The following is a 14,378-nucleotide window of genomic DNA, read 5'->3' as shown; positions in this document are numbered from 1 at the left end:
CCATTTTTGGACACAATAGCCCTCAACTACAGTCATATCCATGGCTAACTAAATATAAATGTTGTATAATACCAGTTGCTATTAAATATTAATATAGGAGATTCTATGGGAAAAGAATTATTTAATCCCCATTTAAACAAGTTTTCAATTCGAAAATTAAATGTTGGAGTTTGCTCGGTATTATTATCTACCGTTTTCCTTTTAGGTACTGCGGCTACAGTCAATGCAGATGAAACTGCCAGCGGAACTGTGGATGATAATATCTCACTGCCAGAAAAGCCGACGGAGTCAGCTGTCAGTCAGTCAGTCAGTCAGCCTGCTAATGAAAATACAGCAACATCTGCTGTTTCTGAAACAGCTAACTCAGAAGCAAGTGCTAATCAAAATCAGCTGGTAAGTCCAGTTGCAGCTCCAGAGCAAACAGCACCTGAAAAGGCGCAAGAAGCTAATCAGACAGCTGAGACCTCTAATGAAGCAGGACCTGCTGAAGCTAGTCGGACGCGCTCTTACTCAGTGCAATATACGCCAAAACCAAGTTCTGCAGCTATGCCTAGGTCTGAACGTAATGGCCAGCCGATGGAAAGAGGAACATCATTTCGTACTACCAGTCCTGCTGGCCAAGCTAGTTCTGCCACACAAGATGCAACAGCTAATCCTACAGTTTCTAAACCAACACTGGAAGAATCTGTAAGAAAACGCTCTGATGAGTTGATGAAGCAAGTAAACTGGCTAGATTTTGGTGATACTAAATCACTGAGAAATCTAGATAGAGATGGCTCCTTTAAAGTTGGAACGGTTTATGAAAAAGAGATTTCTCCAGGCTATGTGGTCAAACTGACTGTTACTGAATTGAAACCTTTCTATGCGACAGAGATCTATCGTGATCGAGTAAAGGGAACTGAGTACGAAAGCAGTTATGATCCCAATGCAAAAAATACTTGGCTTCAATATAACAATAGTAATAATTATGCTTATCAGTATTGGTATGGTGATGATTACCGTCCTAAAATTACTGGTGCTGCTCAGAATCAATATTCAGCTATTAAGTCAGAGGGAATTGATACTAAGGGTCGTAAGACCCAACTGCAGGTTCCTAAAGATGAAGCCAACTATGGTGTGAAGTTCAAAGTTGAAGCTAGATATCGTGGGAAGCCAGTTAAAGCAACAGTTGTCATGGCTGATGGCGAAGAGGCAAACCCTGGTGAGTATGCTATCTTTACAACCAATGGTAAGGGTTGGGAACATTTGGCCGAGTGGAAGCGAACAGTTACAGACGCAAATGGTGTGACTACTGAGATTACAGAAACCTATAAGCCAATGAAGCCTACTACAGAAGGCCAATTTATTGGAAATGACGGTACTGGTGTTCATTGGCAGGCCTATGTCAGTCCTGACCAAAAGACTGGCGGACTGGGAAGTCAAGTATTTGGACCGAACGTTTCTAGAAACAATACAATTCCGCTTGTGATGACTCGTGGTGCTTCAGAGGTTGGTATTTACATAGCTTCTTCTGGTCAGCAGGCTGCGATGATTGGTTTTATGGCAATTGATGAAGGGGATGCACCGGATTCTTATGGAAAAGCTATCCATGCTATTTCAAGATACAATGCTGAAACTGGCGGTCAAAATCCACAGCCATTCTTGGGTCGAGTGGAGGCTGATATTGATACCACATCTGGAAACAACTGGAAGCATGACGATCAGAATGATTTAGCCGATGAAGGTATTAATCAGCTCTTGTCTGATGATTTAGTCGGGAAAACCAATGGTCTTTTTCCAGTAAACCGTCTGCACGACGGAGATTATTCTCTCCGCATCCATGCTTCAGCTAACGGATACGAAAAAGCCTATGTCCGTGCCTGGATTGACTTCAATAATAATGGTGTCTTTGACGAAGACGAAGCCAGTGAATTTACCGAAGTAACAACTGCGGGAGATTATACTGTCAACTTTAAGAAGAATCCAGCCATGACCAATCCTGAACTTAGCAAGCTTGGAATGCGGGTTCGTATTGCCTTGAACAAGGGAGATATTGAAAAGCCAACCGGAACTGCATTTAGTGGTGAGGTGGAAGACCTAGAAGTTGAACTGACTTATCCACCAAAAGGTGAGAAGAAGGAAAGTACTGGAATCCGTGATCAGAGACAGACAGCCACTCTTCATTTCACTCCACAGGGGATTGCTCAAAATACTGAAAATCAGAAAGTAGCAATTGATACTACTAAAGCTCCGATTGTATTAGATGCGAGAGGAAATGAACTGACTGCTGATGCAGCAGGCTGGTACAACACTGCTGAAGGCCGTTATAAAGTAACTGCAAACGGCGCTGATGTAGATGTGGTATATGAGCCTAAGGCTGGCTTTATCGGCACAGCTCAGGGGATTAATATCCGTCGTTTTGATACTAACGGTGCAAGCACAGACTGGGTTGCTAAGAATCAAGCTGAAGCAGTCATCAACGACCAGCTCAACACTATGGATGGACGCTATGTGCCAACCGTGCTGAATGTTCCTAAGTATGAAACAAGGGATGCTCAAGGACTAACGCAAGAAAAGACACCTGTCTTTAATGATGGAGATGCTGGCAAAACTCCTGCAAGTCCAAGTACAACAAATCCTGTAAAATTTGTGAGAGCAGATGGAACGACTACAGATGATACTAGAGTTCCAGCTTTATCAAATGGTCAGGAAATTGGTCGTTTTGAAGTCGAGCCTTCAACAGGTAAGATTACTTTCAAACCAAACAAAAACTTCGTTGGTACTGTTGACCCTGTGTCTGTTCAAATGCTTGATGGCAAAGGTATTCCGCATCAAGCTGTTTATCAGCCAAAGGTGACTCCTGTTAGACCATCTGCTCAAGGTGCCAGCAGTGAGGGCATTCAAGGTGCAGTTCAGACAGGACAGCTGACCTTCAATCCGGGCAATAATCGTGTGCCTATTGATAGCAAGAAGTTGCCAACCTTTGATAATGGCAGCCAGACTAAAATAGTTGCTGGTGTTGGTACCTATCAGGTTGATAATCAAGGTCTAGTTACCTTTACTCCACTGCCGACTTATACTGGACGTCCAGCAGCAGAGACTATCAAGCGAGTAGATGTCAATGGAACAGAAGTAACAGCTACCTATCAGGCTGATGTAAAAGCAGCAGCACCAAGTGCGACGAATGCTGAAACCAGTGGTATACAAGGCCAAGTGCAGCAAGGGAAAGTCAGCTTCACAGAAGGTTCTGCGCAAGTCAACGGTCAAAAACAAACAGTGGTCTTTCCGGCTGGCTCAACTCCGCTCTTTGACAATGGTTCGACTGTTAAAGAAGTGCCTACTGTTGGTAAGTTTGAAGTGGATGTGAATGGAAATGTAACCTTTACTCCAGAGAAACAATTTAAAGGCCTTACACCTGACATCAGGATTACTCGTACAGATACGAATGGCAGCACAGCTACAGCTATCTACAAGGCAACAGTCACTGCTGTAACTCCAACAGGAACAAACATCACCAGCACTGGTAAACAAGGCCGTCCACAGACAGGTAAGCCAAACTTTGTCAGTGGCAACCCAGATGTACCATTGGATAATGATACTCCAGCGACTTTCGAAGATGGAAGCAAGCGCAAGGTGGTTCCAAATGTCGGAATCTTTGAAGTGGCACCAGATGGATCTGTTACTTTCACACCGGACAAGCAATATGTTGGCACACCAGATCCGGTTGTTGTTAAGCGTGTAGATAAGAATGGCACTCCTGTGACGGCTAAGTACACGCCTACTGTTGAGAAAGTGACTCCAAGAGCCACAGGCGCTCAGACAAAAGGCCCTCAAGGTCAAGTTCAAAAAGACAAGGTTACTTTTGAACCAGGAAGTCCTCAGGTTGGTTTCCCAGAAAACAGCACTCCAGTCTTTGATACTGGCACGAATGTGAAAGAAATTGCCAAAATCGGTAAGTTCGAGGTGGACGGAGAGGGGAATGTCACCTTTACTCCAGTCAAAACATTTGTAGGTAAGACACCAGAAATCGAACTCAGCCGTACAGATGTCAACGGTACAGTAGCTAAGGCCAAATATCGAGCGACTGTGACTGCTGTGACTCCGACGGGAACTGGAGATCAGACAGAAGGTCCGCAAGGCCAAGTTCAAAAAGGACGTGTAACTTTTAAAGCTGGAGATCCTAAAGTAGGATTCCCAGTTGACAGTTCACCAGTCTTTGACACCGGCACCAATGTAAAAGAAATTGCCAAAGTCGGTAAGTTTGAAGTAGATGCGGAGGGCAATATCACCTTCACGCCAGACAAGCGCTTTGTAGGTGAAACACCAGAAATTAGCATTTCTCGCAAAGATGCAAATGGTATTGCCGCGAAAGTCACTTATATCGCGACAGTTACACCAGTAACTCCAACAGGAACTAATGTGACTAGCACCGGTCCACAAGGTCTTCCTCAGACGGGTACCCCAACTTTCCAAGGTGGTGATCCACTGGTTCCAATTGATGAAGCAGTAGAGCCAACTTTCGAAGATGGCAGTAAGAAAAAGGCTATTCTGGGTCAGGGAACTTACACCATTGCTCCAGATGGCGCAGTGACCTTCACGCCGGAGAAGCAGTTTGTAGGCACACCAGAGCCAGTGACAGTGAAACGTGTTGATAAGAATGGTACGCCCGTGACGGCAACTTACAGCCCAGAGTTCACCAAGGTGACGCCAACAGGTACTGGTGATAAGACTGAAGGATTACAAGGTCAGGTTCAAGAAGGTCATGTCACCTTCACACCAGGTCATGATTCTGTGCCGTTTCCAGCTGAAACAACTCCACTCTTCGATAACGGTTTGACTGTTAAAGAATTGCCAAATGTCGGTAAGTTTGAAGTGGATGCTAATGGCAAGGTTACTTTCACGCCAGACAAGCAGTTTAAGGGAACCACTCCTGAGCTAACATTGATTCGAGCAGATGTGAATGGTACACCAGTAACAGTCAAATACCAAGCGGTAGTGAAAGAAGTGGTTCCAACAGGAACAAATATTACCAGCACTGGTGAGCAAGGTCGGCCACAAACAGGCAAGCCAAACTTCGTAAGCGGCACTCCTGGAGTACCACTGGATAATGACACTCCTGCTACTTTCGACGACGGAAGCAAGCGCAAGGTTGTTCCAAATGTTGGTATCTTTGAAGTGGCACCAGATGGTTCTGTTACCTTTACCCCAGATAAGCAATATGTTGGCACGCCAGATCCAGTTGTTGTTAAGCGAGTGGACAAAAATGGCACTCCTGTGACAGCCAAGTATACGCCTACAGTTGAGAAAGTGACTCCAAGAGCGACAGGTGCTCAGACAGAGGGGCTTCAAGGCCAGGTTCAAAAAGGCAAGGTTACTTTTGAAGCCGGAAGTCCGCAAGTCGGCTTCCCAACTGACAGCACACCGGTCTTTGATACCGGCACAAATGTCAAAGAAATTGCCAAAGTTGGTAAGTTCGAGGTTGATGAGGAGGGTAATGTTACCTTCACACCAGTCAAATCGTTTGTCGGTAAGACACCAGAAGTTGAACTTAGCCGTGCAGATATCAATGGTACAGCAGCCAAGGCCAACTACCAAGCGACTGTGATTGCTGTTACCCCAACAGGAACTGGTGATAAGACAGAAGGTCTTCAAGGTCAGGTTCAAAAAGGTCATGTCACCTTTACGCCAGGCCATGAATTAGTTCCATTCCCAGCAGGTTCGACTCCGCTCTTTGGTAACGGAAAAAATATTAAAGAAGTACCAAATATCGGTAAGTTCGAAGTGGATGCAGATGGTATTATTACCTTCACTCCAGACAAACAGTTCAAGGGTGAAACACCAGAATTAGGGATTATTCGTGTGGACGCAAACGGCACTCCTGTTACAGTTAAGTACCAAGCGGTAGTGAAAGAAGTAACTCCGACAGGTACCACCGTTACGAGCACCGGTCCGCAGGGTATCCCGCAAACAGGAACCCCAACCTTCAAAGCTGCGGATCCACTAGTTCCAATTGATGAAACAGTCGAGCCAACTTTTGAAGATGGCAGCAAGGAAAAAACCATTCCAGGTCAAGGAACGTACACCATAACTCCAGATGGCGTAGTGACCTTCACGCCAGACAAGCAATTTGTAGGCAAACCAGATCCAATCACTGTTAAACGTGTGGATAAGAATGGAACGCCAGTGACTGCGACTTACAGTCCAGAGTTTACCAAGGTAACTCCAACAGGAACTAACGTTACGAGCACCGGTCCTCAAGGCCTTCCTCAAACTGGCACTCCGACCTTCAAAGGTGCGGACCCACTAGTTCCAATTGATGAAACCGTTGAACCAAGCTTTGAAGATGGCAGCAAGGAAAAGACCATTCCAGGCCAGGGAACGTACACCATCACTCCAAATGGTGCAGTGACCTTTACTCCAGACAAGAAGTTTGTAGGCAAACCTGATCCAATCACTGTGAAACGTGTCGATAAGAACGGCACACCAGTGACTGCGACCTACAGTCCAGAGTTCACCAAGGTAACTCCAACAGGTGCTGGAGCCAAGACAGAAGGTCTGCAAGGTCAAGTCCAAGAAGGCCAAGTCACCTTCACGCCAGGCCATGACTCAGTTCCATTCCCAGCAGATTCGACTCCATTATTCGACAATGGTTCTTCTGTTAAAGAAGTACCAAATGTTGGTAAGTTTGAAGTGAATGCAGATGGCAAGGTAACCTTTACGCCAGATAAGCAGTTCAAGGGTGAAACACCAGAACTCGAATTGACTCGCACTGATGTCAATGGCACCCCTGTTACAGTTAAGTACCAAGCGGTAGTGAAAGAGGTAACTCCAACAGCTACCACCTCAACCAGTACTGGCCCACAAGGCCGTCCACAAACGGGTAAACCAAACTTTGTCGGTGGCGACCCAGATGTACCACTGGATAATGACACTCCAGCTACTTTCGACGATGGAAGCAAACGCAAGGAAGTTCCAAATGTCGGGACCTTTGAAGTGGCACCAGATGGTTCTGTCACTTTCACACCTGACAAGCAATATGTTGGTACACCAGATCCGGTAACTGTTAAGCGGGTAGATAAGAATGGTACACCAGTGACGGCTAAGTACACACCTACAGTTGAGAAAGTCACTCCGACTGCGAAAGGTGCTCAGACAGAGGGGCTTCAAGGCCAAGTTCAAAAAGGTAAGATTACTTTTGAAGCAGGAAATCCGCAAGTCGGCTTCCCAGAAAACAGTACGCCAGTCTTTGATACCGGTACTAATCTGAAAGAAATTGCCAAAGTCGGTAAGTTCGAAGTAGACGGAGAGGGGAATATCACCTTTACTTCAGTTAAAACGTTTGTTGGTAAGACACCGGAAATCGAACTCAGCCGCGCTGATGTAAATGGTACAGTAGCTAAGGCTAACTACCAAGCAATTGTGACTGCTGTTACTCCGACAGGTACTAGCACTAAGACAGAAGGTCTGCAAGGCCAAATCCAAGAAGGCAAAGTGACCTTTACGCCTGGTCATGATTCAGTTCCATTCCCAGCTGGTTCAATTCCGCTGTTTGATAATGGTTCCGCAGTTAAAGAAGTACCAAATGTTGGTAAGTTTGAAGTGAATGCAGATGGCAAGGTAACCTTTACGCCAGATAAGCAGTTCAAGGGTGAAACGCCAGAAATTGAATTGACTCGCACTGATGTCAATGGTACCCCTGTTACGGTTAAGTACCAAGCGGTAGTGAAAGAGGTAACTCCAACAGGTACTACCTCAACCAGCACTGGTCCACAAGGCCGTCCACAAATGGGTAAACCAAACTTTGTCGGTGGCGACCCAGATGTACCACTGGATAATGACACTCCAGCGACTTTTGATGATGGAAGTAAACGCAAGGAAGTTCCAAATGTCGGTACCTTTGAAGTGGCACCAGATGGTTCTGTTACTTTCACACCAGACAAGCAATTTGTTGGGACACCAGACCCAGTTGTTGTTAAGCGAGTAGATAAGAATGGTACTCCAGTGACGGCTAAGTACACGCCTACTGTCGAGAAAGTGACCCCAATAGGTACTACTGCAACCAGCACTGGTCCTCAGGGTGTTCCTCAAACGGGTACTCCAACCTTTGCAGGTGGTGATCCATTGGTTCCGATTGACGAAACAGTTGAGCCAATCTTCGAAGATGGAAACAAAGAGAAAAATATTCCAGGTCAGGGAACTTACACCATTACTCCAGATGGCGTAGTGACCTTCACACCGGACAAGCAGTTTGTAGGTAAGCCGGACCCAATCACAGTCAAGCGAGTGGACAAGAATGGCACACCAGTAACAGCGACCTACAGTCCAGAGTTCACCAAGGTAACTCCAACTGGTACTGGTGTCAAGACAGAAGGGCTTCAAGGCCAAGTCCAAGAAGGCAAAGTGACCTTCACGCCTGGTCATGATTCAGTTCCATTCCCAGCGGATTCGACTCCGTTATTTGACAATGGTTCCACAGTTAAAGAAGTACCAAATGTTGGTAAGTTTGAAGTGGACGCAGACGGCAAGGTGACCTTCACTCCCGACAAACAATTCAAGGGTGAGACACCAGAACTCGAATTAACTCGCACTGATGTCAATGGCACCCCTGTTACAGTTAAGTACCAAGCGGTAGTGAAAGAGGTGACTCCAACAGGCACAACCGTAATGAGCACTGGCCCACAAGGTCTTCCGCAAACCGGCACTCCAACTTTCAAAGGTGCAGACCCACTAGTTCCGATCGATGAGACAGTAGAGCCAACTTTCGAAGATGGAAGCAAGAAGAAGACCATTCCAGGTCAGGGAACTTATACCATTACTCCGGATGGCGCAGTAACCTTCACTCCCGACAAGCAGTTTGTGGGCAAACCAGATCCAATCACTGTGAAACGAGTAGATAAAAATGGTACACCAGTAACTGCGACCTACAGTCCAGAGTTCACTAAGGTAACTCCGACTGGTACTGGCACTAAGACAGAAGGTCTGCAAGGTCAGGTTCAAAAAGGTCAAGTGACTTTCACGCCAGGACATAAATTAGTTCCATTCCCTGCTGGATCTACTCCACTCTTTGGTAACGGAAAGAATATTAAAGAAGTGCCAAATGTTGGTAAGTTCGAAGTGGATGTGGATAACAAGGTGACCTTCACTCCAATAAAACAATTCAAGGGTGAAACATCAGAACAGGGATTAATTCGTTTAGACGCTAACGGAACTCCTGTTATTGTCAAATATCAAGCGATAGTGAAAGCAGTAGTCCCAACTGGTAAAAATACCACATCTACAAATATCAAGGGCCATGTTCAGACTGGCAAACCTGTCTTCGAAGCAGGTGATCCATTGGTTCCAATTGATGAAACCGTTGAACCAAGCTTCGAAGACGGAAGTAAGGAAAAGACCATTCCAGGTCAGGGAACGTACACCATCGCACCAGATGGGACAGTCACCTTCACTCCAGAAGCTGATTTCCTTGGTCAGGGTACTGGTGTGACCCTTGTCCGTCGTGATAAGAACGGTACCTCAGTGACGGCTCGCTATGTTCCAACTGTGGTTGAACCATCAACCAGCAAGGACAGTGTGTCCAGTGGTCGCAAGGGTCAAGCTCAAACGGGAACGCCAACCTTTGAAGGGGCGATTGACCAAGCGGTAGCACCAACCTTTGCGGATGGTAGCACCGAAATGGTTGTCCCAGGAGAAGGAACTTATCGGTTCAATATGCTGGGAGCAGTGACCTTTGTGCCGGAAGCTGACTTTGTCGGAACTGCTCGCGGAGTCGTCGTGAAACGTCTCGATATTTATGGCAATGCCGTAACAGCGACCTATACTCCGACTGTATTGGGAAGCACTGATACTATAGACAGTGGAAGTACGGGGCTTAAAGGCCAGCCTCAGACTGGTAAACCTATCTTTGAAGGAGACGTGGATCCAACCGTTCCGCCAACTTTCGAGGATGGCAGCACCGAAAAGGCTGTTCCAGGCCAAGGTACTTACACGATTGCGCCAGATGGTACTGTGACCTTTGTACCGGAAACGGGCTTTGTCGGTCAAGCTGACGGCGTAACAGTGATTCGCAAAGATCGTAATGGTCAGACTATTTCAGCGGTTTACGTTCCGACTGTGACAGAAAATCCTGTTCAGCCAGAGCGGACGATTACACCAGTACCACCTTCTCTTTCCAAGAGTGAGGGTGCAAAAGCTCTTCCTAAGACTGGTACAGAAGAAACCTCATACTTGGCTGCAAGCTTACTTGCGGGAGTGTCTGGTTTGGGACTGATTGGATTAGAGAAGAGGAAGAAAAAGTCTGAAGACTAAAAATTAAGAATTTAGGTTTTAGATACCAAATTAAAATAGGAAAGATTCTTTTATGGATCTTTCCTATTTTTTGTTAAAAATAGACTGTTTTTAACAAAGTGTCTAATTACAATGTTAGTTTCTTACAATTATAGTTATATATATGGATAACTAAAATAGAATAGTGTATAATAAAATCTGCAATTTAAATGATTATTTAGGAGATTATTATGGGAAAAGATTTATTTAATCCTCACCTGCGTAAGTTTTCGATTCGAAAACTAAACGTCGGTGTTTGTTCTGTGCTCTTGTCAACCCTGCTTCTTTTGGGAGCAGCAACACAGGTTAGCGCTGATGAAACTGTTGGTTCTAATGCCCAAAGCGAGGTTTCGCAAACAGGTACAGCAGGTTCCGCAGGAAGTACTGCAGAATCAGTAAATTCACCAGCTGAGGAAAGTAATCCTGCCACTATTTCAGCTCAGGTAGAAGATGCATCTGCTGTATCGACAGCAAGGACTGATTCAGATGGCAAGTCAACAAGTGAGCAGCCGGCGGCAGAAACTGCCTCTTCACAAGCAGGTGTTCCCACAGAAGTTAAGTCTGAGGAAAATACCCAACCAGATCCTGCTCAACCAGTAGCAGTCGCAGAGGCAGCTCAGCCTAGTCGCTCTCGTCGGGTAAGACGGGATGCAGCACCTACTGGTCTGCGAGATGGTGATCCTAACAACACCATTGAGAAGCCTACTTTGGCTGATTCTGAAAAAAAGAACCCTACGGAGTTGATGAAGCAGATTAACTGGCTGGATCTTGGTGATAAAAGTGCCATCAGCAACTTAGATACGGACGATTCCTTTAAAGTTGGTACTGTTTATGAAAAAGAAATTTCGCCAGGCTATCGTATCAAACTGACAGTGACGGAATTAAAACCCTTCCACTCAACAGAGATTTATCGTGACCGCGTCAAGGGTACTGCGTATGAAAACAGCTATGATCCGAATGCGAAAAACACTTGGTTCAGATATGTAAACGAAGACTATAAAAAGCAAGAAGCCGAAGGAGATTCGGCTAGACCCAAAATTATAGGTTCGGAACAGAATCAATGGACAGCCGTCCGAGACCAAGGGATTAACACCAATGGTCGAAAGACTCAATTACAAGTCCCTAAAAATGGTGCTAGCTATGGTATAAAGTTCAAGGTGGAAGCGACTTACCTTGGGAAACCTGTAAAAGCAACCGTTATCATGTCTGATGGAGAAGAAGCTAACCCAGGGGAGTATGCTATCTTCACGACCAATGGCCAAGGATGGGAACACTTGGCAGAATGGAAACGCGTTCGGCCAGATGGTGCTGTAATTACGGATACCTATTCTCCAATGAACCCTAACAGATATGGTCAATATATAGGAGATAATGCGACTATACCTGTAATCGACTGGACTGCTTTTACTAATCCAGATCAAAAAACAGGAGGCTTAGGCTCCCAGGTCTTTGGTCCTAATACTTCTAAAGATCACACAGTTCCGATTGTGATGACACGTGGCGCTTCAGAAGTTGGAATTTATATTGCTTCTTCTGGTCAGCAAGCTGCTATGATTGGTTTTATGGTAGTTGATGAAGGGGATGCACCGGCCTCTTATGGAAATGCTGTTCATGCTATTTCTGGTTATGATGCCAATACAGGTGCAAGAACTCCTCAGCCATTCTTGGGTCGAGTTGAAGCTGATATTGATACTACTTCGGGTAATGACTGGAGACATGATGACGATACTGATCACGCAGACGAAGGGGTTGATCAGCTCTTGCCTTCTGATTTGACTGGTAAGACAAATAACCTCTTCCGAGTTAATCGTCTTCAAAATGGTGACTACTCAGTTCGTCTCCAAGCATCTGCCAATGGCAATAGCAAGGCCTATGTTCGTGCTTGGATTGATTTCAATCAAAACGGTGTTTTTGATGAAAATGAGGCCAGCGAATTTACTGAAGTAACAACGGCTGGCGACTATACTGTTAATTTTAAGAATAATCCAGCGATGACCAATCCTGCAGTTAGCAAGCTGGGAATGCGGGTCCGCATTGCCCTGAATAAGGGAGATATTGAAAAACCTACTGGAACAGCCTTTAGTGGGGAAGTTGAAGACTTAGAAGTCGTCTTGACCTATCCGCCAAAGGGTGAAAAGAAGGAAAGTACGGGAATAATCGGCCAGCGTCAGAAAGCTACTCTTCAGTTTACACCTCAAGGTATTGATCAAAATGATGAAAGCAAGAAAGTGGCTATTGATACAACTGTAGCACCTGTCGTTTTGGACAATGCAGGTCATACATTAACAGCAGATGGCGACGGTTGGTACAGTACTGCTGAGGGACGATATAAAGTAACAGCCAAGGGTGCAAATGTGGATGTGATATTTGAACCTAGCACTGGCTTTATCGGTACTACTCAAGGAATTAATATCCGCCGTGTTGATACTAATGGTGCAAGTACAGATTGGATTGCGAAGAATAATGGAGAACCTGTTATCAACGATAAGTTGAATAATATGGATGCCCGCTATATTCCGACTGTTTTGAATTTCACGGAACATCGTTCGACGGACGCACAAGGTTTGCCTCAAGTGCAAGATATTGTCTTTAATGATGGCAATCCTGCTAAGACACCTGCTCAACCATCTGCAACGAATCCTGTCTTTTTCTTGGATGCTGATGGCAATCGTATTGCTGGAACAAGTGCGAAGGCAACCTCGCAAGGCCAAGAAGTGGGAAGCTTTGAGTTAGATCCAGCTACTGGTCGTGTGACTTTCACTCCGAATAAGTCATTTGTAGGGACGGTCGACCCTGTTAACCTACAATTGTATGATACCGATGGAACAGAGCACCTTGCAACCTATCAACCGACAGTAACTCGTCTTGTTCCAACAGCACAAGGAGCAAACTCTGAAGGTATTCAAGGTGCTGAACAATCTGGTAATTTGATCTTTACGCCAGGTGATAATCGTGTGCCAATTAATGAGGCAGTTGCTCCAACTTTTGATAACGGTCAAACAACTAAGGTTATTCCGAATGTTGGAACTTATATGGTTGATAACGCAGGTCGCGTAACCTTCCAACCGGTTCCTAGCTACACTGGCCGTCCAAGTGCTGAACCTGTTAAACGTGTTGATATGAACGGGACAGAAGTAACCGCTGCTTATCAAGCTGAAGTTAAGGCCGCAACCCCAACAGGTCAAGATACACAGACTACTGGCCTCCAAGGGAAACTTCAAACGAGTCACCTAAACTTTACTCCTGGTCAAGCAACTGTTAATAACCAAACACAAACAGTCCCATTAAACCCAGCAGGACCACAATTCGTTGTGGATGGGCAGGTTCAACAGGGTAATACCTTGGCAGTTAGCGACGCAAGTGGCAAGCTACAAGGAACTTACACTGTTCAAGCTAATGGAGATATTAGTTTCCAACCTGCTCCTGATTTCTACGGAACGCCTACTCCTGCACATCTTCGTGTAAGGGATAAGAACGGTTCTACTGCAGATGCAGTTTATTGGCCAAACGTTACGCAAGTAATCCCAACCAGCATCAATGCTGAATCAACCGGCCTCCAAGGTCAAGCGCAAAAGGGGACGCCTACTTTCACTCCTGGCGACTCAACTGTTCCAATTGATATGGATTCTCCAATGACTTTCGAAGATGGTCAGCCTAAGAAGACTGTTCAGGGAGTGGGGATATACACTATTAACTCAGATGGTTCTATCACTTTTACTCCTGAGAAACAGTATGTTGGCACACCAACACCAGTTACAGTAAAACGTATTGATAAAAATGGCACGGAAGTGACTGCAACTTACACGCCAACTGTTACTAAGGTAACGCCGGTAGGTACTAATGCGACTGGCACTGGCCCTCAAGGTCTTCCACAAACGGGCACTCCAACCTTTGCGGGCGGTGACCAACTAGTTCCGATTGATGAAACAGTTGAACCGACCTTTGAAGATGGAAGTAAAGAGAAGAACATTCCAGGTCAAGGAACTTACACGATTGCTCCAGATGGGGCAGTGACCTTCACTCCTGAGAAGCAATTCGTAGGCAAGCCAGATCCAGTTACTGTGAAACGTGTTGAT

The 14,378-nt window shown here is 45.5% G+C and carries 2 protein-coding genes; both read left to right on the top strand.

The genetic code is table 11. The features are described from left to right. Positions 1 to 105: 105 nt before the first annotated feature. Complete coding sequence (locus RP262_RS02960) at positions 106 to 10,284, top strand: CshA/CshB family fibrillar adhesin-related protein (protein ID WP_311154259.1); 10,179 nt, start codon at positions 106 to 108, stop codon at positions 10,282 to 10,284. Between the two features lie 209 nt (positions 10,285 to 10,493). Next, the coding region (locus RP262_RS02955) for a CshA/CshB family fibrillar adhesin-related protein (protein WP_311154258.1) at positions 10,494 to 14,378 on the top strand (3,885 nt) is incomplete at its 3' end.

The sequence above is a fragment of the uncultured Streptococcus sp. genome (assembly GCF_963456385.1).
Lineage (GTDB): Bacteria > Bacillota > Bacilli > Lactobacillales > Streptococcaceae > Streptococcus.
The sequence above is the reverse complement of the archived record's forward strand: the minus strand, read 5'-3'. Positions and strand labels throughout refer to the sequence as shown.

Excerpts from the sequence above, each read along its gene's own strand:
- RP262_RS02960 (WP_311154259.1), top strand. The coding sequence starts at position 106 with ATGGGAAAAGAATTATTTAATCCCCATTTAAACAAGTTTTCAATTCGA.